The 21,171-nt window shown below is 63.5% G+C and carries 16 protein-coding genes and 1 tRNA gene; 7 read left to right on the top strand and 10 right to left on the bottom strand.

Going from position 1 to position 21,171, the window contains the following annotated elements; genetic code table 11:
- Positions 1-219: 219 nt before the first annotated feature.
- Positions 220-2,397, bottom strand: coding sequence for a MurT ligase domain-containing protein (locus tag PZH32_RS02515; RefSeq protein WP_275206058.1), 2,178 nt, complete (start codon positions 2,395-2,397; stop codon positions 220-222).
- A 255-nt stretch (positions 2,398-2,652) separates the two neighbouring features.
- Between PZH32_RS02515 and PZH32_RS02510 the strand changes: the two genes are divergently transcribed.
- Together PZH32_RS02510 and PZH32_RS02505 are read left to right on the top strand one after the other, a co-directional pair.
- On the top strand, positions 2,653-3,795 hold the full coding sequence (locus PZH32_RS02510; protein ID WP_275206057.1) for an aldo/keto reductase: 1,143 nt from the start codon (positions 2,653-2,655) through the stop codon (positions 3,793-3,795).
- Positions 3,796-3,936: 141 nt separating this feature from the next.
- Positions 3,937-4,012, top strand: a tRNA-Thr gene (locus PZH32_RS02505).
- A gap of 84 nt (positions 4,013-4,096) precedes the next feature.
- On the opposite strand, the gene PZH32_RS02500 is transcribed toward PZH32_RS02505, so the two are convergent.
- Positions 4,097-5,563: a helix-turn-helix transcriptional regulator gene (locus PZH32_RS02500; RefSeq protein ID WP_275206056.1), complete on the bottom strand. Its 1,467-nt coding sequence runs from the start codon at positions 5,561-5,563 to the stop codon at positions 4,097-4,099.
- Between the two features lie 229 nt (positions 5,564-5,792).
- Between PZH32_RS02500 and PZH32_RS02495 the strand changes: the two genes are divergently transcribed.
- Positions 5,793-7,442: an FAD-dependent oxidoreductase gene (locus tag PZH32_RS02495; protein WP_275206055.1), complete on the top strand. Its 1,650-nt coding sequence runs from the start codon at positions 5,793-5,795 to the stop codon at positions 7,440-7,442.
- 91 nt (positions 7,443-7,533) lie between these two features.
- Here the strand turns inward: PZH32_RS02495 and PZH32_RS02490 are convergent, their stop codons facing one another.
- The 5 genes from PZH32_RS02490 to PZH32_RS02470 form a co-directional block, all read right to left on the bottom strand.
- Positions 7,534-8,208 (bottom strand): 4Fe-4S binding protein, encoded by a 675-nt coding sequence (locus tag PZH32_RS02490; protein WP_275206054.1) that lies wholly within the window; start codon positions 8,206-8,208, stop codon positions 7,534-7,536.
- 92 nt (positions 8,209-8,300) lie between these two features.
- Positions 8,301-9,179 carry an ATP-grasp domain-containing protein gene (locus PZH32_RS02485; protein WP_275206053.1) on the bottom strand — a complete coding sequence of 293 codons (879 nt, stop codon included), beginning with the start codon at positions 9,177-9,179 and terminating at the stop codon, positions 8,301-8,303.
- A complete protein-coding gene (locus PZH32_RS02480; protein ID WP_275206052.1) occupies positions 9,179-9,928 on the bottom strand; it encodes an amino acid ABC transporter ATP-binding protein in 750 nt (249 codons plus the stop codon). Before PZH32_RS02480 ends, PZH32_RS02485 begins: the two co-directional genes overlap by 1 nt.
- On the bottom strand, positions 9,918-10,700 hold the full coding sequence (locus PZH32_RS02475; protein WP_275206051.1) for an amino acid ABC transporter permease: 783 nt from the start codon (positions 10,698-10,700) through the stop codon (positions 9,918-9,920). Before PZH32_RS02475 ends, PZH32_RS02480 begins: the two co-directional genes overlap by 11 nt.
- Positions 10,701-10,715: 15 nt before the next feature.
- On the bottom strand, positions 10,716-11,471 hold the full coding sequence (locus tag PZH32_RS02470; protein ID WP_275206050.1) for a transporter substrate-binding domain-containing protein: 756 nt from the start codon (positions 11,469-11,471) through the stop codon (positions 10,716-10,718).
- A gap of 416 nt (positions 11,472-11,887) precedes the next feature.
- On the opposite strand from PZH32_RS02470, the gene PZH32_RS02465 reads away from it, so the two are divergent.
- Complete coding sequence (locus PZH32_RS02465; protein ID WP_275206049.1) at positions 11,888-14,524, top strand: excinuclease ABC subunit UvrA; 2,637 nt, start codon at positions 11,888-11,890, stop codon at positions 14,522-14,524.
- Positions 14,525-14,528: 4 nt separating this feature from the next.
- Here the strand turns inward: PZH32_RS02465 and PZH32_RS02460 are convergent, their stop codons facing one another.
- Positions 14,529-15,098, bottom strand: coding sequence for an NAD(P)H-dependent oxidoreductase (locus tag PZH32_RS02460; protein WP_275206048.1), 570 nt, complete (start codon positions 15,096-15,098; stop codon positions 14,529-14,531).
- A gap of 117 nt (positions 15,099-15,215) precedes the next feature.
- Between PZH32_RS02460 and PZH32_RS02455 the strand changes: the two genes are divergently transcribed.
- The gene (locus tag PZH32_RS02455; protein WP_275206047.1) at positions 15,216-16,388 is read left to right on the top strand and encodes an iron-containing alcohol dehydrogenase; all 1,173 of its coding nucleotides are present in this window, start codon (positions 15,216-15,218) and stop codon (positions 16,386-16,388) included.
- Between the two features lie 190 nt (positions 16,389-16,578).
- Positions 16,579-16,953, top strand: a complete 375-nt coding sequence (locus PZH32_RS02450; RefSeq protein WP_275206046.1) for a DUF488 domain-containing protein — start codon at positions 16,579-16,581, stop codon at positions 16,951-16,953.
- Positions 16,954-17,308: 355 nt separating this feature from the next.
- On the opposite strand, the gene PZH32_RS02445 is transcribed toward PZH32_RS02450, so the two are convergent.
- Together PZH32_RS02445 and PZH32_RS02440 are read right to left on the bottom strand one after the other, a co-directional pair.
- On the bottom strand, positions 17,309-18,430 hold the full coding sequence (locus PZH32_RS02445) for an aminotransferase (protein WP_275206045.1): 1,122 nt from the start codon (positions 18,428-18,430) through the stop codon (positions 17,309-17,311).
- Between the two features lie 11 nt (positions 18,431-18,441).
- Entirely contained in the window at positions 18,442-19,887 is a 1,446-nt protein-coding gene (locus PZH32_RS02440; protein WP_275206044.1) for a basic amino acid/polyamine antiporter, read from the bottom strand.
- A 315-nt stretch (positions 19,888-20,202) separates the two neighbouring features.
- On the opposite strand from PZH32_RS02440, the gene PZH32_RS02435 reads away from it, so the two are divergent.
- Positions 20,203-21,165, top strand: a complete 963-nt coding sequence (locus PZH32_RS02435) for a helix-turn-helix transcriptional regulator (RefSeq protein WP_275206043.1) — start codon at positions 20,203-20,205, stop codon at positions 21,163-21,165.
- Positions 21,166-21,171 lie beyond the last annotated feature (6 nt).

Raw genomic sequence — 21,171 nt, 5'->3', positions numbered from 1 at the left:
GCTTTCGTGTTTAATCTGCTATGGCGTCCGGCCACAGACCTCTTCATCATCGAAGTAACATTTTGGTGAAAAAGAGAGAACGATGCAAGAAAGAGCCCCCGTTTCGCAGGGAAACGCCACAGGCCCATGGCATTTGTTCCATAAGTTCGCCACGAAGCCACCATTGTTGAGCGCTGGCGTTCGCATAAGCGAACGCCGCGGGCGAACGACTTGCAGGCGCTACCCCAGACGCTCGACCATGTGGCGGTTGGCCGCCAGCTCCACCGTGTCGTCGAGGGGCACAAGGGCCGGAGCCGTAGCACCCGTCCGCTGAGCCTGGCGCTCAAGGGCGCGGGCCAGCAGCCAGTCGGCCACTTCGGGATTCTTCGACAGGAGCGGCCCATGGGAATAGGTGCCCACCACGTTGCGGTAGCGGGCGCCCTCCACCTTGTCATCGTCGTTGTTGCCGTGGCCGCACGAGGACACGACGCGGCCGAAGCCCTCTACACCCGCACCAAGGTAGGTACGCCCCGCATGGTTCTCGTAGCCCACCACCGGATGACTGGCCAAGGGCGATTCCAGCACCATATTGTCGATGAGGCGGTCAGCCGAGGTGCCGGGACGCCGCGTTTCCATATCGATGATGGCCAGGCCCGGAACCAGCTCATCGCCCCAAAGCCATTGCTTGCCCAGAATTTGGTAGCCGCCGCAAATGGCCAGCAGCGGGCCGTCGGCTTCTACGTAGGCGCGCAGATCGTCCCCCATAGCCGCCAGCTGCTCGCTGGCCAGCTTCTGCTCGCGATCGGGGCCACCGCCCATGAACACCAGGTCCACCTCGTCCAGGTTCACCGATTCGCCGTAGGAAACGCGCCGCACTTCCACGGGAACGCCGCGCCAGGCAAGGCGCTGCTGCAACACGCGCACATTGCCGCCGTCGCCGTAGAGATTCAGCAGGTCGGGCATGAGATGGGCAATGACCACTGGGGCAGTGCCCGCAGAGGGAGCGTCGGTCTCAGTAGCCGCGCGGGATGCCACCGCTTTGGATGCAGCGGCCATCGCGCCGCTTGCGCCGCCGGCCGCCTCCATGGCGTTGAGCGCCTGGTGCACGGGCGGGAGCGCCGTGTAGTTGGCGATGGCGTAGATGCCGGCATCGGCCGCCAGGCGCCCTTCGGCCGTCAAACGCGCCGCCATGGCGAACGCGTCGTTAATATCGCCCAGCGCCGCATCGATACCGGCGTACTTAAGGCGCACCTGCAGGTCATTGGCCCGCGAGCCGCCGGCAATGACCGTCAGGTTCTCCTGATCGGCCAATTCCTCGAAGTCGATATCCCAAATCCAGGAAATGTCATGGCCGTCGGCCACTTGATCGTTAATAAAGAAGGCCACCACCTTGGGCGTCGTGTCGGCCTCGACAATCTTGAGGTTCTGATTGAAGCCCGTGGGGTTCTTCGCCAAGTTCAGCAGCACGGGGCGGCCGTCGATGGTGTAGCGCTGAAGGCGCCCGTTGCGCGGATTGAAGGCGTCGACGGCCTTCTGCAACGCCGCCGTGGGGACGCCCGCTTCCTGGCACAGGGCATAGGAAGCCAGCAAGTTGTAGGCAGCATAGGGCGTGGCCTGCGGCGTGTGGATGGCTTCCGTGCCGCGGGGGCCCGTTACCTCCATGGCCACGCCAGCAGCCGTCAGGCGAATGTCACTGCCTGCAAAGGTAAGCTCCGGCCGCGCAAAGTCGCAGGACTCGCAGTAGTAATCGCCCAGCTGGCCGTACTGGCGGAAGCGGTAGGCGATCATGCCGTCGCACTTCTGGCACATCTGGGCGTCGGCTACGGTGTTCTGGGCCAGGTTCATGGATTCCGTGAGCCCGAAGGCTACCGAGCGGTTGCTCACGGCCTCGGCAATGCGCGCGCACAGCGGGTCATCGCCGTTGTAGACCAGCACGGTTTCCGGCGAGCCCTCCAGTGCCTGGATGATGGCACCCTGAATGCGATCGATCTCGCCGCAGCGATCCAGCTGGTCGCGGAACAGATTCAGCAGCACCACATAGGTGGAGCGCAAACGCGGCAGCACGTGGGCCAGCCACAGCTCGTCGCACTCGAAGACCCCCCACTGAGCCGCCGGCTGCTGCAGCAGCGCCGAGGAAATGCCCGCGGCCAGGTTCGCGCCGGTACGGTTGCAGATGATCGTGCGCCCCGCCGCCTCGAAGGCGTCGGCCAACAGGTTGTTCGTAGAAGTTTTCCCGTTGGTGCCCACGGTGATAACCGAGCCCACGGTGCATTTGTCCCGCAGCTCATCAAGCAGCGACGGGTCAATTTTCAGGGCGATTTTTCCCGGCAAGTTCGCCGCCGGGCGATGGGCCACATGCTTCAAGCCCCAGGTGGACACCGCGCTGGCCGCCTTCGCCAGAGAAAAACGTACACTCATGAACGCACCTCGTTGGTTGAGCTGGCGGCCGAAGCCGCCCCACAAATTAGGCTCCTAGTATACCGTTGGCCCCGAATGCCCGCACGGGGCCAACGGAATCCGCACGTTTCACCGCACAGCCCGGCGCCGACCGCCACAGTGTGCCGCCCGCCGCCCCACGGCCCGGCGCAAGGCGCCGCTGCACCGCCTTGCTTGAAGTTAACTCCAAGCTGTTATGATGAGCCGGAGGAGAAGCAAAGTAGGAGAGGAGCACCCGTGAGATACCGTGAGCTGGGCCGCACCGGCCTTCAGGTGAGCGAGATTGGCTTCGGCGCCGAGTGGATTGGCAGCATGGACCTAACCGAAGTGCACGCTGTGGCCGACCGGGGACGGGCGGCCGGTGTGAATCTGGTGGACTGCTGGATGGCCGATCCCGCGGTGCGCAGCCGTTTGGGCGAGGTGCTGGCGCCCACTCGCGATCAGTGGATCATCCAAGGGCACATCGGCTCCACCTGGCAGGACGGCCAGTACGTGCGCACCCGCGCTATGGACCAGGTACGCCCCGCCTTCGACGATTTGCTGGAGCGGTTGCAAACCGATCATGTGGAGCTGGGTATGATCCACTACGTGGACCGCGTAGACGAGTTTCGCGAGATCATGGCAGGTCCCTTTATTGAGTACGTGCGGGAACTTTTAGCTGAGGGGCGCATCCAGCACATCGGGCTTTCTACGCACAACCCCGAGGTAGCGCAGCTAGCAGCTGAAAGCGGCGAGATCGAAATGATCATGTTCAGCCTGAACCCGGCCTACGATCTTATGCCCGCCAGCGATGATCTGGAAACCCTGTTCGGCGACTTTGCCGAAGCCGGCGCGCGCATCGATCCGACGCGCGAGAAGCTGTACGCCACCTGCGCGGCCCGCGGCGTGGGCTTGACGGTCATGAAGCCCTACGCCGGCGGCCGTCTGCTGGACGCCGAGAAGTCGCCCTTCGGCGCGGCCCTGACCGCACCGCAATGCCTGCATTACTGCCTGACGCGCCCGGCCGTGGCCAGCGTCCTGGCCGGCATCGAGAGCGTCACCCAGCTGGAAGACGCCCTGCGCTACCTGGACGCCACCCCCGAGGCGTTGGACTACGCCAGCATTCTGGCAGCCGCACCGGCCCACGCCTACTTCGGCCAGTGCATCTACTGCGGCCACTGCCAGCCCTGCACTGTGGGCATCAACATTGCCACGGTGAACAAGTACGCCGACCTGGCTCTGGCCCATGACGAGATCCCGCCCTCGGTGCGCGAGCACTACGAGGCCCTGGACGTGAAAGCCGGCGACTGCACCGGCTGCGAGGCCTGCGAGCCCAACTGCCCCTTCGGCGTCCCCATCGCCAAGCGCATGGAGGAGACCGCGGCGCTGTTCGGCTGCTAGCCTCGCCAGCCGCTGACCTACGCCTTACGAGGGCGGAGATCAGCGAACATCCCGTGAATTCCCATGTTTGTCTCGCTTTTTCTTCTTGCGCGGCAGACGCGGTTTCGCTATACTTTGCAGTCGCTTCGCAAGAAGCCTTTTGCCAACGTGGCTCAGCTGGTAGAGCAACGCACTCGTAATGCGTAGGTCAGCGGTTCGAATCCGCTCGTTGGCTCCAGAACTTAAAACGCCCCGCCAAGCGGGGCGTTTTTGCGTTCGGGCGCCTTCCGGCACGGGCTGCGACAAGCTCAAGACTCTCCCCTCATCGGCCTCCATCGCCGAACAGCGCCTGGATGTCCTCTTTCGATTTCGTTCCCAGCTTGCTATGAATATGGCGAACGTGGGTCTTCACGGTGTTCTCGGACAAAAACAGCTCCTGCTCGATTTGCCGGCGCGTCTTTCCCTCGGCCACAAGGCTCATGATCTCGGTCTCGCGGGGCGTGAGACCGTGCTCGGCTGCCAGCGTATCGCGTCGCTCGACAAAGCGCTCGCGCGCCGTCGGCACATGAACGCCTCCCTCAAGGCTCACTCCTGCTGCGCCCCAGTCGCCATTCACGGACTTTTCACTGGTCCACACCAACACGCAGGCAGCAATGAGCACAAGGCCGCAAACGGCAAAGCCAATCAGAAAGGGCTCGCTTTCCGCCAGCCCCGAGGCGCGAAAACCACGTCGCAGCATAATGCCGACGAAGATGGCCGCCTCGCTGCAGGCACGAGCCACGGCAAAGACGCGCAAGGTCGGCACCTCGAAGCGATAGCAAATGCGAGAGAGCACCAGCAGTACGAACAACGTGAACCACACATAGGATAACTTCAGAAGAAAAGCCTCTACCAAGGCAGCGGCCGGCTCTACCAGAGGAACGAGCACCACGGCCACCACGGCAAGGGCGGCAGCTGTTTTCGCAAGGATACGCACGTCGGCGCGGTCCCGGGCGAACCGGAAGAGCGCAAGGAGCACCAAACCCGCCAGGGCCGTACTGGCCACGCGCAGCATCGATCCGATGCCCTCTGCTTGAGGAAGCCCGGACCCCGAAGCCCCCGACAAAAACCCCGCCACCGTCATGATGGCGATAAGCTTCCAGGGCAGAGCATAGCGCTCACCGGATCGCGGAGCAGGCTCCGCTGGCAAAAGACGGAAGCTCAGGAAGGCGCAAGCGTAGGAGAAAAGCGGCAGCAAGCCAGTGATGATAACGGCGTAAGGCTGCTTCATGGTTCCCACCAAAAACGAGACGGCACCGGCCGCAATGCAGGAGAGCGCGCCGTAGACCACCGCGCGCGCCATGCCCATCTGACTGTACGCCTGGGCCCACAGGCAGAAAAGCACCGAACCGCCCGCCGCCACCGGCACGCTCACGGCTAAGACAACCTCCGAAGGCAGCCCCGCGGGAATGAGGACGAGCCCCACGAGCAAAGTTCCCGCCGCAGTAAGGGCCACCAACACCGTACAAAGCTTGGGGCGCACCGCCAGGTTTCCCACGCGTGTTGCCAAGATTGCCAGCAGTAAGAAGGTGGCGATATCGCCCAAACGCATACCGGTGTCAAAGGCGTTGCGCAGATCCAGGCTGTAGCCAGCCCCGGGGAAAACCAGGGTCAGATGCGTGCAGCAAAGCCACGCGATAAAAAGCCCCATCCCTAAAAAGCGCAAAGGCATAAGCAGGGAGGCGTCAGTCGGCTCTTCGTGCCGCTCCCCTTCATCCCCGTGCGCCTCGAGCACCTCTCGTGCCTCCATGAAGCCCCCTCCCCTCGGTTCTCGCCATTGTACCAGCCGTTTTGCCCGGGGGTGAGGACAGGGGTGAGTTTTTAATCACCCCGAGGGTTCCCCCTGTTCACCCGCGACAACGTGCTGACGGCCCGTCATTATGACCGTAGCGCCAACGGGGCGCGCCGGCCGCAACGGCAAGGCTTCAGAGCCACATCGCCAAGCCGGCAATCAGTACATCTTCTGGAGGGAGAACATGATGTCGTTGAACAAAGGACTTTCTCGTCGCAGCTTTCTGACGCTGGGTGGCGTCGCCGCTCTGGGAAGCGCCGCAGCACTTGCCGGGTGCGCACCGCAACAGAGCTCGGGGGCGCTTGCCGACACGGGCTCGGGCGCCGAAGAGGCCGCCGAGCTGAAAACCGCTGACGAGACGCGCGAGTGCGATATCGTCATCGTGGGCGCCGGCGGCGCCGGCATGTGGGCGGCCGTGGAGGCCGTGCGCGCCGGCAAATCCGTCATTGTCATCGAGAAGGGCGCCGACGTGGGAACGTCCAACGGCTCCATCGCGGGCGGCCCGTTCATGGTAGGGTCGAAGCTGCAGCAAAACGCCAACATCGACTTCACCGTGGAAGAAGCCTTCAACCACATTATGGAGTACGCGCACTGGGCAACCAATGCCGCGGCCATCAAGCGCGCCGTGGAACTTTCCGGCAGCACCGTCGATCAGTTCACGGACGACTTCGGCGTGGCCACCGGCCTTCGTCCCGACAACTACGGCGCTGGCCATGATTCGGTACGCTGCAACTTCCAGTCCGATCCGACCGATTCCAAAACGCAGGCCAAGGGCGTTGATCGCATGGGCCCGCTGCAGGAGTTCATCGAGCAGAACGGCGGTGCCTTCATCTTCGAAACCGCCGGCAAGCGCCTCATCATGGAAGACGGCACCTGTGTTGGCGTCCAGTGCGAGGGCGAAAACGTCATCGACGTGAAGGCCAAGGCCGTCATCGTCTGCACGGGCGGCTTTTTGGGCAACCCGGACATGATGACCGAGCGCTTCGGCACCTTCGTCAATCCGCTGGGCAACCTTCTGTCCGTGGGCGAGGGTATCGACATGGTCCAGCAGGTGGGCGGCCAGGTTTCTACCCAGTGGGGCATTGCCGGCAACGAGTTCTCCGGCTCCAACCAAAACGCCAACGGCCTGTGGGGCAAGGGCAATGCCGCCTTCTCCATTGGCATCTACGGCACCCTCCTGGTGAACAACGAGGGACGCCGCTTCAGCAACGAGGGCAAATTCGCAAATCTCCCCTTGGCCCTGGGCGGAGCCATCTCTTTGGTGGGCGGCCAGTACTATGCCGTCGTCGACCAGGCCTACGTGGACGGCCTGAACGCCGGCACTGACCCGTGGACGCTGTGCGGCTCCGATGCCGAGAACTGGCGCACGGGCATGATGACCCTGAAGGACAAGCCCCTGGAGGACGTGCAGGCCAATATCGACGCCGGCGTCGAAGAGGGCTGGATCTTCAAGGCCGACACCATTGAGGCCCTGGCGGAGGCCATTGGGGCGCCGGCCCTGACGGCGACGCTCGAGGAGTACAACGGCTACTGCGCCAACGGCGTTGACGAGCAGTTCTACAAGCCGGCCTGCTTCCTGCAGCCGGTAGCCGAAGGACCCTTCTACGCCATGCAGTACGAGCCGAGCGCCTGGGTGACCATCGGCGGCATCCGCACCAACGATCGGATGCAGGCCATCGACAACAAGGGCCTGGCCATTCCCGGCTTGTACGTTGCCGGCGCTGACAACGGCACCCTCATGAGCGCCCCCTACTGCGACTACGAGGGCTACTCCCTCATGTGCGCCTACTCGGGCGGCCGCATGGCTGGCATGAACGCCGCCGAGGACGTCGCGTAACGCGTCACTCGGCACCTTCCCTCCCTGAAAGCTGCAGGAACCCCGCTCCCTCCCCCGGCGGTCCTGCAGCTTTCCTTTTATCCAGGGGCCCCTAGACCCCCTTCGCCTCCACGGCTCCCGCGGGACAGACGTGATAGCAATTGCCGCATTCGTCGCAGCGCTCGCCAAGAATGCGGTAAGGATCTCCGGGCACAATAGCCTTATGGGTGCAGACCTCGGCGCACTGGCCGCACGCGATGCAGGCATAGGAAATGGTCAGGCCCGGGTCCACGAAGGTGGCGCCTCCCCATGCGAAGCGCTCACGCTGAATCTTGTGGTCCATGTGCACGCAATTGAAGTCGTAGACGAACAGCTCGCCCCAGGCGCTATGAAGCACGAACACCCGTGTTTCCGGGTATTTCTCGATATCATAGACCGCCACGTTGAAGAGCGAGCTGGCAGCCGCCTTCGCTTTCAGCTCCGCCTCGGTCAGCTCGCGCACGGCTCCAGATACGCGCATGGTGTAGCCCGGCTGAAAGTGAGGCAGATTGTCTTCGTCCCATGTACAGGCCCCTCCGGTTTTTTCGCCGGAAACAGCCAGTTGACCGCCCTCCACCAGCTGGCGATAGAAGGGCTTGGATGCCATGGTGCGCAAGTACAGCCCCTCCTCGTCCCAGGCGAAAAAGTGCGCGATGCGCGAGTCGATGCCGCCGCGGCCATCCAACGTGGCAAACGCACAGCAGCCAATTTCCTCGAACTTCTCGAATACCTCTTGGACGTTCAGCATTGCTTCCTCTTTTCTTGTAGCAGCAGCACGAGCTCCAGGCTCGCAGTTTCCGCGACACGTTCTCGGCGCCTTAGGCGCCGACGACCAAGCTCCTAGGCTTTGCCGTCAATGCGACGAGCCAGTGCCTCGGCGTAGCAGCCCATGAGGTCAAGGCCGCCGAAGAGCTCGGTGCAATCCTCGGACACGTTCGACACGCTGTTGGCGTCGATGAGATAGGTGCGCCCGTCGGCGCCCTCGATAACGTCGAAGCTGCCAAACTGAATGTCGAGCGCCGCGGCCGCGGCCCTTACCGCCTCGCGCACGGGCTCGGGACAATCGGGGTACAACTCGTAGGTCGATCCCTCGTGATAGGAGGACAGACCGTTCGGCGCGATGCTGCGCTTGACCACCAGGGCCAAAGCGCCATCGACCAACTCCATGCGCGTCATAAAGCCAGCCCGCGCCGGGATGAACTCTTCGACGATGAACCGCAAATCGGGCGCTTCCTCCAGAAAGGCCACCGCCTGACTGGCATCGTGAAGCACCGCGGTATGGGTGGTGCGGCCCCCGCAATCGGGCTTGATCACACAGGGGTAGCGCCAACGTTCCTCCGCACCGCGCAGCTCCTCAGGCCGACCGAGGCCCAACACCGGAGGCACAGTCAAGCCAGCGGCCTCCAGGGCCTGAGCTGCCGCGGCTTTGGAAACCTCGAACCCATGGGCGCGACGAGGGTTGATGAGTTCCACCGACTCAGGCAGCGCACCGTGTACCAGGGCGTTCATAGAAGCTGCCGCGTGCTCATGGCCGCGGAACACCGCGCTGGCAAATACGCAGCTGACCAGCACCTCGCATTCGGCTGCCGCATCCAGGCAGTTGTCGGCCTCCATGTTGATCATGGCCACCGGCCGGCCCAGCGCCGCCTCCAGCTCGCGGTGCAGCTTCCAGTCCGACCACTCGTCGGACTCGTACAAAATACCGACGCGCTTCGCCATTACATGCTCCATTCCAGCAAGCGCCCTAGGAAGCGCTGCAGCTCGGGGGTTTGCGGGTTGTCGAAGATACGGGCGCTCGGCCCGTACTCCATGAGGCGCCCCTCGCACAGAAAGGCCACGTCATCGCAAGCATGGCGGGCAAAGCCCATCTCATGGGTCACAATGACGAAGCGCGTGCCCGCTTCTTTCAGATCGCGAATGACATCGAGCACTTCCGTGGTGTACTCAGGGTCCAGGGCGCTGGTAGGCTCATCGAGCAGCAGCAGCTCCGGCCGCGCCGCCAGGGCTCGCGCGATGGCCACGCGCTGCTTCTGGCCGCCGGACAGCTGAGCCGGGCGCTTCTCCGCTTCGCCCTTCAACCCCAAACGCGCCAGCAACGCTTGCGCGCGGTCGGCCGCTTCGGCCGCCTCGACGCCGTGGACCGCTCGTAACGGCAGCGCTACGTTTTCCAACGCCGTCAGGTGATGGAACAAGCCGCCGTCTTGGAACACGAATCCCAGTTGGGCTCGATAGGCACGCAAACCCGTCTCATCGGTCGGCACCGCCTTGCCGCCCACGGCCAGGGTACCCGACGAGGGAGGCAGCAAGCCGCCCAGGATGCGCAGCAACGTCGACTTTCCGCCGCCCGAAGGCCCGATAATGGCCAAGGCGGTTACCTCTTCTTCAAGCGTCACGTCGCGCAGCACCTCGACGCCGTCAAAGGAGCGCGTGATATGGGAGAGCCGCACGGCCAAAGGCTTAGTGCTCATAGTCGAGCCTCTTTTCGAACTGGCGGCTGACAAACATCAGGGGCAGCGTAAGCACCAGGTACAACGCTCCCAGCAGCAGGAAGCCGCCGAAGAAGTTGTAGTTCGTGGCGGTAATCTCGCGCATGGTTTGCGTGAGCTCGATAACGGCGATCACCGACAGCAGCGACGAGTCCTTGATGATGGAGGCGACCTGACCGGTCAGCGCCGGGAGCGTACGGGCCACCATCTGGGGCGCCACCACGTAGCGCAACGTCTGCGCGCGGGTAAAGCCGACGGCCCGGGCCGCCTCAAGCTGCCCGCGGTCGATGGACATAAGGCCACCGCGCACAATCTCGGCCAGATAGGCACCCGAGAAGAGCGACAGGATGACAATGCCCGCCACCACGCGGTTGTCGATGCCCCAAGCCGTGCCGATGATGTAGTAGAAGAAATACACCTGCACGATAAGCGGCGTACCGCGAATGATCTTCACGTACAAATCGCACAGGTAGCGCACCGGCAGCACGCGGGAGCCCTGGCCCAGAGCCACGGGCACGCCAATGAGCATGCTCAGCACCAAACTGGCTGCCGAAATGCCCACGGTCATGCAGAAGCCGTCCCAAATGCGCACGCGGTACTGGGCCACGAAATCGAAGTTGAGCGAGATGCCGGCCATGGCCAGCGAAGCCCACACCACGGCCACCACGGCACAGCACACCAGCAGGTAGTTCAGCGCCGCCTTAGCTGCGCCAACCCGCCCATCGCCTGGAACCGTGAAAAGAGAGCCCACCATAGCCATCCCCTTAGCCTATTCGAAGTCGAAGAACCACTTGAATCCGTACTCGTCGAAGGCCTTCTTCTCTTCTGCCAGGTACTTCTCGGTCAAACGATCGAACTCGCCATCGGTCTTGGACTGGGCAATGAAGGCGTTCAGCTGGTCGAGCAGTTCGGTATCGCCCTTCTTCACCGCGATACCCCACGCCTCAGGGTCTTGGAAGGGAATGAACACGGCCTCGGTGGTGTCGGGGTTGGCCGCATGGTTGCGATAGATGGTCAGCTGGTCGTACAGGAAGCCGTCGGCCTTGCCCTGCACCACCTCGGTGACGCAGGCGCTTTCATCGGCCAGCCGCACAATCTCGGCGTTGGGAAGGTTTTTCGTGGCGTACACATCGCCCGTAGAGCCCGTTTTCACGGCCACTTTCTTCCCCGGCTGGTTCAAGTCGTCGATGGACTGAACGCCCGATTCGGCGTTGGCCAGAATGGCCAGCTGCGCCATAGCGTAGGGATCGCTGAAGTCCACCGACTGCTTGCGCTCATCGGTAATGGTCATGGAGCTGATGACCAGATCGGCCTGGCCCGATTGCAGCGACGGGATAAGGCCGTCCCACGCCGTGTTCTCAATACGCACGTCGTACCCGTAAGCGGCGCCGAAGTCGCGAATGAAATCCACCGCCAAGCCCTCGGGGTTGCCTGCATCGTCCTTAGTTTCGAACGGCGGGTACGCAAGCTCCATGGCCACGCGCAGCGTTTTGCCGCCCTCGGCGTTGGCGGCCGAATCCGTCACGCCTTCGCCGCCTCCCGCGCAACCGCTCAACATAACGACGAGCGCCAGACCCAACGCAGCAATCAAAACTGTCAGTCGGAAGACGCCCGTCGCGCGCGGCGCCGACAGGTCTGCGACGCCCTCCTTCGCGGCAGCGCACCGCACAACCCCTGCGCTACGCTTCCCGCTTTTCCAATGCTTCATGTGCCACTCGCTTTCTCGAAATTTGCCGCGCACTCGCGGGCAGGTCAGCTGCAAAGTGCGGCAACCGCCCATTCATCATGGTTACCTTATACCCCAAAACTGCGTCAAGGAGCCATTATGCACCATTCACCTTCGGCCAACAAAACAACGCCAATGCCCAAACCACCTTGCAAAACAATGCGCCGAAAGAAACAATGGGAAGGACACCATCCGCCTCTCACAAGCGAGCTACCATGACCGATTCCCCTCACCCCCACGACACAAATGCCGAACCGCTGCACTTTCACGAGCCCACCGCCATCGAGGTGCGCGGGGCGCGGGTGCACAACCTGAAGAACATCTCGCTGGACGTGCCGCTGCGCCAGCTAGTGGGCATTGCCGGCGTGTCGGGCTCGGGAAAAAGCTCGCTGGCCCTGGGCGTGCTGTACGCGGAAGGATCGCGCCGCTACCTGGAGGCCCTTTCCACCTACACCCGCCGGCGCATCTCCCAGGCCGGCCGCGCTACGGTGGACGAGGTGCTGCACGTGCCGGCGGCCCTGGCCCTGCGCCAGCGCCCGGGCATTCCCGGCGTGCACTCCACCTTCGGAACCTCCACGGAGTTGCTCAACTACCTGCGGCTTATGTTCTCGCGCCTGGCCAGCCACGTGTGCCCGAACGGCCACCCCAACGCTCCTACCCTCAACGGCGCCCGCGAGCTGCCCATCACCTGCTCCACTTGCGGGGTGGAGTTCTACGAACCCAGCGCCGAAGACCTGGCCTTCAACAGCGGGGGCGCCTGCCCCGAGTGCGGCGGCACCGGCGTGGTTCGCACCATCGATGAGAGCACGCTCATTGCCGATCCGACGCTGACGCTGGAAGAAGGCGCGGTGGCGCCCTGGCGCAATCTCATGTGGTCGCTCATGCCCGAAGTGGCGAAGGAGATGGGCGTGCGCATCGACGTGCCCTACGAGGACCTGACCCCCGAGGAAAAGGAAATTGTGCTGCACGGTCCCATGGAGAAGAAGCACATCCTGTACGTGCCGAAGAACAAGAGCCACGCCACGGAGCTGGACTTCACCTACTACAGCGCCGTAAACACCGTGAAGAATGCCCTGGCGAAGGTAAAGGACGAGAAGGGCATGGCCCGCGTGGCGAAGTTCCTCACCGAGGACGTGTGCCCGGCTTGCCATGGCACGCGCCTGTCCGAGAAGGCGCGCTCATCCACCATCAACGGGCAGAACTTGGCCCAGGTGACCGCGCTTTCGCTGGACGAGCTGCGCGACTGGATTCCCACGGTAGCTCCGTGGCTGCCCGCCGACATGCGGCCCATGTGCGCCCAGATTACCGCCGAGATGACCGAGCCCATCCAGCGCCTGGAGCAGCTGGGGCTGGGGTATCTGACCCTCGACCGCGCCAGCGAGACCCTTTCCAACGGCGAGCGCCAACGCGTGCAGCTCACCCGCGCCGTGCGCAGCCGCACCACGGGCGTGCTCTACGTACTGGACGAGCCCTCCATCGGGCTGCATCCGGCGAACATCGAGGGTCTGCTGGGCGTCATGGACGACCTGCTGTCCGACGGCAACTCCGTGGTCATGGTGGACCACGACGTGGCCGTGCTGCGCCACGCGAACCACCTGATTGAGATTGGGCCGGGATCGGGCGCCGATGGCGGCCGCGTCATCGCCCAAGGGTCGGTGGCCCAGGTGGAGGCCAATCCCGCTTCGCGCATCGGACCGTTCCTGGCCGGCACCGCGAAGGTGCGCGTACGCACCCCCGTGGCGGCCGACCACCTGTTCGACGAGGGGGCTCTTCGCTTGGAAACGGGCGCCATCCACACGGTGCAGCCGCTGGAGGTGCGCATTCCGAAAGGCCGCCTGACCGTGGTGACGGGCGTGTCCGGCTCGGGCAAAACCACGCTGGTGCTGGAAAGCCTGGTCCTTGGTCTGAAAGCCGCTCTTGCCGGCCGTGCGCTGCCCGGCCACGTGCGCGATATTGATGCCCCGGGCATCAGCCGGGTCGACCTGGTAGACGCCACCCCCATCGGCGTGAACGTGCGCTCCACCGTGGGCACCTATTCCGGTGTGCTGGACGAGCTACGTCGGGAATTCGCAAGGCTGCCCGAGGCGAAGGCGGCGGGGCTCAAGGCCGGCGCCTTCTCCTACAACACCGGCAGCCTGCGCTGCCCCACCTGCGACGGCACGGGGCAAATTTCCCTTGATGTGCAGTTCCTGCCCGACGTGGACATTCCCTGCCCTGACTGCCACGGCAGCCGCTACGGCAAGGACGCCTACGCCATTCAGATGGCCGTAGAGGGAGATGTTCAGCTTACCCCGGGTGAAGAGCTTCAGCGCGACAGCGAGGCGTCGGAGAGCTCTCACGACCATGGCGGCGATTTCGCACCGGTGCATACATTGTCGCTGCCAGAGATGCTCTCGCTGACCGTGGACCAGGCCCTGGCGGCGCTTCCCCACCTGAAAAAGGTGCACAGCAAGCTGCAAATCCTCAGTGGCCTGGGGCTGGGCTACCTTACGCTAGGCGAGGCCACGCCGGCGCTGTCCGGCGGCGAAGCCCAGCGCCTGAAGCTGGCCAGTGAGATGCGCCGCGACCAGGAAGACACCCTCTTCGTATTCGACGAGCCCACCATCGGGCTGCACCCGCTGGACGTGGAGACCCTCATCGAGGTGCTGCAGAAGCTCATCGAGCACGGCGCCACCGTGGTGGTCATCGAGCACGACCTGGACATGATCGCCAACGCCGACTACCTCATCGACATGGGCCCGGGCGGCGGCGAACAGGGCGGCACCGTGGTCTGCGAGGGCACCCCCGCCCAGGTGGCCGCCTGCCCCGAAAGCATCACGGGCAAGTATCTGGCCCAGGAGTTGGCCGACTAACTTTTTACCCCTCCGCGCGGAGCTTTGCGATTTGCTGGCGGGCGGCGGCCATGCTGGCTTCGTTGTCGTTGCCCACCACGTCCAAGTTCTCGGCGGCCACGAAGCGGGTCTCGGGGATGCCGAACATCTTCGCGATGCCGCAGAAGTACTCGTAGCCGAAGTTCATGCCTTCCACGCGGCCGCCACAGGTGGTGATGTAGGTAAGGCGTCCGGCCTTGCAAAGGCCCTCGCAGGCCCCTTGCTCGGTGTAGTGGAAGGTGATGCCCATGGCGCACACGTGCTCCACGTAGATCTTCAGCGCGGCCGGGAACGACAAGTCCCAATAAGGTGCACCAATGACAATCTCGTCGGCCTCAGCGAAATCCTTCGCCAGGTCGAACAGGGGGTCGTCGAAGCGGTTGTTGGCCTCCAGCTGGGCACGGAACGCCACCGGCCCCGCGTAGTAGGGCTCCAGCTTCAACTCGGCCAAGTTCACTTCTTTAACGTCCTCCCTGCCCTCAAGGTACTCGCGACAGAGCTTGAGCGTATGAGACTCTTCTCCGCGTAGGCACGCGTTTACAAACAAAACCGTCATGGCTCCCCTTTCTCTCGGTCGTTTCTATTCTACGCTTTCGCGCTATACTGGGCGCGGCAGTTGGCGCGTGGGGCCGCGACTTGGCGGCCGGCGCCTTTGCCGGAGGAAAGGATTCCCATGGAAAACTTCGAATTCGTCTCACCCACGCATTTCGTCTTCGGCCGCGGCGTGGAGAACGAGGTGGGCGCGAAGCTGGCCGCCGCCGGCGCTCAGCGCGTGCTGGTGCACTTCGGCGGACGCAGCGCCCGCGAATCGGGACTGCTCGACCGCGTGTGTGCCTCGCTGGATGCCGCGGGCATCGAGCACTTGGAGCTGGGGGGCGTGCGTCCGAACCCCGAAATCACCCTGGTGCGCGAAGGGGTGAAGCTGTGCAAGGAGGGCGGTGTCGACTGGATTTTGGCCGTGGGCGGCGGCTCGGTCATCGACTCGGCTAAGGCCATCGCCAACGGCGCCTGCATCGACTGCGACGTATGGGAGCTCTTCGAGACCAAGGCCCTCGACCACGACGTGCTGCCCATTGCCGTGGTGCTCACCATTCCCGCCGCAGGTTCCGAGGCGTCCAAGAACACGGTGGTGTCCAATGACGAGCTGGGTCGCAAAACGGGCTACGCCAACAACGCCCAGCGCCCGAAGTTCGCCTTCATGGACCCGGAGCTCACCTTCACCCTGCCGCCCTTCCAGACGGCGGCGGGTCTGACCGATATGTACTGCCATCTGCTGGAGCGCTTCTTCGACGACGTGGGTGCCGTGCCTGTCACCGACAACTTGAACTTGTCGCTTATGAACACCATCCGCGCCGAAGCGCCGCGCGTACTGGCCGACCCCGATAACTACGACGCCCGCGCCAACATCATGTGGGCGGGCATGCTGTGCCACCAGGGTCTGGCCGGCGTGGGCCGTCACGAGGACTGGGCCACCCACGGCCTGGAGCACGAGCTTTCGGCCCTGGACCCCGCCATCACCCACGGCGCGGGCCTGGCCGTCATGTTCCCCGCCTGGATGGAGTACGTGTATACCGAGAATCCGGCGCGTTTCGCCTTCTACGGCCAGGCGGTGTTTGGCCTCACCCCCACGGGCGACGTGAATGCCGACGCGCTCTCGGCCATCGATGAGACGCGCGCGTTCTTCGCGAGCCTCGGCATGCCTACCACCCTGGCCGAGCTGGGCGTGGAAGAGGAGGACATTCCGAAGATGCTGCCGACGCTGGCCCAGAACAAGGGCGTGCCCTTCGGCAGCTTCAAGAAGCTGACCCTGGAAGACGCCGCGGAAATCTACAAGCTGGCGCTGTAGCGGCCGTAATCTCCCCGCCGCCGCTGCAGCCGCCATCTCCGCACTGGCTCTGCGGCCACGGCACCGCTTCGACAAAAAGCATCGCCCCTGCCTCGTTACGAGGCGGGGGCGATTTGCTTACGGGAGCCTTTTCGGCGGTCGGGCACGACGGGGCTGCTCCACAATGGAAGCATTACCAAAGGAGGCTCCCATGGAAATTGTCACGAAACGCGTCTACGAACCCTACGAGCAAAGCGATGGCTACCGCGTGCTGGTGGACCGTCTGTGGCCGCGCGGCCTTACCAAGGCCCGCGTGCATTACGACGAGTGGGCGAAGTTCCTGGCCCCCTCCACCGCCGTGCGCAAAGCCTTCGGTCACAACCCGGCAAACTGGGACACCTTCGTCGCCCAGTACACCGCCGAGCTGAACGCCAACCCCGAGGCAGCCGCCTTCGCCGAGAAGCTGACCGAGCCTACGCTAGCCCACTACCCGCGCGTCACCTTGCTCTACGGAGCCAAAGACGAGAAAGAGAACCAAGCCGTCATCCTCGCCCAATGGCTCCGCGATCATATGCCGAAGAAGTAGCTGGTGGCAACGTCAAAAGCCGAAGACCAAACAGCAGCGCGGGAAGGCGGCGAAGTGGGGCTGGCAGAGCAAGTGGGCGGCGGAGAGAGGCGGTAGGTTCCCAAAACTGGCGGTTTGGTTCCTCTGCCGCTCAGATGCCGCTACGCTCACCTGGCCTTTTGTCAAAGCGGGGAACCAAACGACCCCTTTCTGGCACCTCAAAAGATACCGAAGGGGCCGTTTCTGGAACCTAATCCCTCCCCGCATTCGGAATAAGACAAGTCAGACGGTTGGCTGTCTCCCTGTTGGCCGTCTCCCCAGAGCAGGTGGGCGACGGTCAGGACCCCCACCGTCCCCATGCGGGCAGGCGCTCGGTTTAGTCGAACTGGCGGAGGGCTTTGCTCAGGCGGGCGAGGCCTTCGCGCAGGGTGGCCTCGGGGGCGCAGTAGCCCAGGCGTGCGCCGCCGGGCAGGTTGAAGCGGCTGCCCGGCACCAGCAGCACGCCCTCTTCCTTCAGCAGCTTGATGCAGAATTCCTCGTCATCCATGGGAATGTCCCACTGGATGTAGGCCACCGACACGCCCTTGGGCGCCTGCCAGCGCACGCGGGGCTCGCCGTCGATCCACTCCTGCACGATGGCGCGATTGCGCTCGATGATGGCGCGATTGCGCTTGAGGATAGCGTCGCGGTTGGCCAGCACATAGGTGGCCAGGGCGTCGTTGAACTCGCCGCAGCAAATCATGGTGTAGTCACGGTACACGCGGAACTTGTCGGCCAGCTCCTTGCTGGACACCGACCAGCCAATGCGAGCGCCGGGCACCGAGTAGGTCTTCGACACGGAATTGGTCACGACCGCCTTCTCGTACAGGTCGATCATGGACCAGAAGTTCTCCGTGTTCTCCAGCGGCAGGTACACCTCGTCGGAGAGCACATAGGCGCCTACTTCGCGGGCAATCTCGGCAATTTGCTCGAGGGTTTCCTTGGAAAGCACCGTGCCCAGCGGGTTCGAAGCGTTGTTGATGCAGATGAGCTTCGTGTCGGGGCGCACCAGCGCACGCAGCTCCTCGATGCTCGGCTGCCATCCGTTCTCCTCGCGCAGATGCCAGTACTCCACTTCGGCACCCAGCGTAGCCGGAATCTCGTAGAGCGGGTCGTAGGTGGGGTACTCGGCAATCACATGGTCGCCCGGCTCCACCAACTGCATGAGCGCCATCAGGTTCGCGCCCGTGGTGCCGTTGGTCTGCAGAATGCAGTCGGGGTCGATGTCGCTGCGGTAGAGCTTCGCCACCTCGGCCTTGAACTCCGGCGAACCCTCGATCCAACCGTAGTTCATCTTCTCGCCGTTCAAGCGCTCGTAAAAGGAAGCGCCCGCCTGTCCGTCCAGCTCCAGAATCTCGCCCATAGTCAGCGAGGCAATAGTCGACTGGGCAATGTCATAGGTAGCCGACTTCTCCCACACGTTGAGCCAATCCTCAACGCCAATAGTCTTAATGTCCATTCATCCGCTCCTTAGATGCCGATAACGCCCATGCCCAGCAGCACCAGGGACAGCACGCCCAGGGCGCTGATAACCCCCATGCACACCTTTTCGCCCGTGGTCACAGCATGACCGTAGTCCTTGCGCGCCTTCATGTAGATGAAGAAGCCGGGGATGTAGCCCACGCAGGTGAGCAGCAGGAACGACCAGCCGTTGAACAGCACGCCGATGACCTGGAATGCCACGGCCACAAAACCGATAGCCGCCTGCACGCCGTTCTTGTTCTGCAGGCCCCACTTGGCCTGATAGGCAGCGGCGAAAGCCCAGGTGATCACAATGGCCACGGTGCACATGGAGAACGCGAAATCATAGGCGTCGGCCGAGAACAGCAGGATGATAAGGAACACCTGGATGCAGGCGCCCACAATGATGAGCGAGAACTGCGGCGCGCCCTTCGCGTTCAGCTTGCCCCAGGAAGCGGGCAGCAGCTTGTAGTCGGCCATCTCGGACGTGGTCTCGGCGGGCAGAATGGTGAAGGACAGCCAGGAGCCCAAAATGGAGATGATGATGGCGATGGAGATGAACGGGCCGCCCCAACCGGGAGCCATGGACTCGAACACGTAGAGCAGAGCCGGATAATCGAGCGCCGCAATCTCGGTGTAGGGCATATAGCCGAAGGGCAGCACGGAAGCGCCCACGTAGATGGCCATCAGGCAGATGAAGCCGATGAGCGTGGCCTTGCCGACGTCGGACTTGCGGGCGGCACGGGCCGACACCACGGAAGCGCCCTCAATGCCCACGAAGCACCACATCATGATGATCATGCAGTTGAAGATCTGCGTGCCCACATCGCCGATGCCCACGGCGTCCGGACCGTACTCGCCAGCGGCCACGGCGTTGTTGTACACGTTGCCCCAGAAGTCAGCGGTCAGAATGCCGGCATTGAACAGGAAGATACCGAACACAAGCGTGACGGCAATGGCGGCCACTTTGCACACCATGACGATGGCGTTCAGGAACGCCGCGCTCTCCACGCCGCGGATAACCAGCAGCGTGATGCCCCACATCACCAGCGAGGCGATGATAATGCAGGGAATGGTGTTGCCCGGCAGAAACGCAGGGAAGAAGTAGCCGATGGTGGACATCATCATGGTAGCGAAGGCCACGTTGCCAAGCCACGCCGACAGCCAGTAGCCCCAGCCGGAGATGAAGCCTGCCAGCGGACCCCAGCCGGCGTCGGCGTAGGAGAAGATGCCGTGCAGGTCGCTGCGCTTCTCCGTCAGGTTGTTCAACGAAAACGCGAGGGCCAAGAAGCCGATGCCCACAATGAGCCAGCCGATGAGCACCGCGCCGGGCGATGCCACATTGGCCAGCTGACCGGTAATGGCGAAGACACCCGTGCCGATGCACGAGCTGACCACCATGCCGATAAGGCCGATGAGCCCAATGCCCTTCTTTCCGGTTTCCTTCTCTTCCATGAGATTCCCTTCTCTTGTCTATGAACACGAACGCCCCGTGCGTTCGCTATCCCCAAGGAGGCCGCCCATGGCAGATGCGGCCCCGTGCATGCGGGCCTGCTCTCCCAAACCGCCCGCGAGGCGCGCTTTTCGCTCGGGCATCCCGACCCGGCTCACGCGAGAAGCGCGTTACCCCTGCGCAAGCCACTATGCTCTGGCTCTTTCTAAACGGAAAGCGGTACAATGGGTGTACCGAGAGAAGACAATGAGGGGTATCATCAGCGTTTAGATTGATACACCTCCGATAAACCCCAGGTCATAGCCGAGGTTGCTCCCATGGAATTTGTTACGTACTACTTTACGCTACTGGTCATGCTGGCTTCGGTGCTAGCGGCCGCCACGTGCTTTTCCGCCTACTTGGCCTCGCGCTCCCGGGGCATGGCTCTCGCCTTCGGCGGGTTTCTGTGCTACTTCGTAGACGTCGCCTTCATGCTGCAGGACAGCATTGCCGCCGTGGTGCTGGGCACGGCCGCCGACCCGGGGTACCTCGTTATGCGCAGCCTGGCCACCATTGTCATCGGCGATGCGTTCCTTACCTTCTTCTGGCTGCTTGCCTGCAACTTCACCGGCGAGCGCAGCCGCGTGGTGCAGGCCGTGCCGCCGGTGGTGTTCCTGGTGGTCAGCGTGGGGCTGCTCATGGGCGCTACTACCCCCGAGGGACGGTTCTGGTTCTACTCCCTGCGCATGATCTACGTGCTGTGGATTCTCGGGTTCTCTCTGTTCCGCTACTTCGCCACCCATGACCCCCTCGAGCGCACACGCATGGCTCGGGCCAAGGTGGTGTTCTGGGTAGTGGCAGCCCTTGCCCTCCTTGTTATAGCCGAAGACGCCCTCATGTTCTTGGTACTGCAGACAGACGAGTGGGCACTGGGCCCCCTGGTTATCTCCGCCGAGCGCAATTACGCCGAGAACCTGCTTATGCTAGCCGCTTCCCTGCTGGCCATCGGCTATGCCGCGCGCTCGCTTTCCCTGCGCTTCACCGCACCCCCGGCCGATGAGGACGACGCGCGAGCCGCGCACATTGGCGACAACCTCATTATCTACGGCAATCGCCATGGCCTGACGGAGCGCGAACGGGAAGTGCTCCGCCTTATCCTGCAGGGGAAGGACAACCAGAACATCGCCTCAACCCTGTCCATCGCCCTTTCCACCGTGAAGGTGTACGTTCACCGACTGCTTCAGAAAACCGGCTGCGAGAACCGCCAGGCCCTGGTGCAGGACTTCTGGAGGAGCATCTGAGGCACG

Origin of the sequence: Adlercreutzia equolifaciens (genome assembly GCF_029076695.1) — a bacterium.
Classification (GTDB): Bacteria; Actinomycetota; Coriobacteriia; order Coriobacteriales; family Eggerthellaceae; genus Adlercreutzia; species Adlercreutzia equolifaciens_A.
This window is presented reverse-complemented; position numbering and strand designations above follow the sequence as displayed.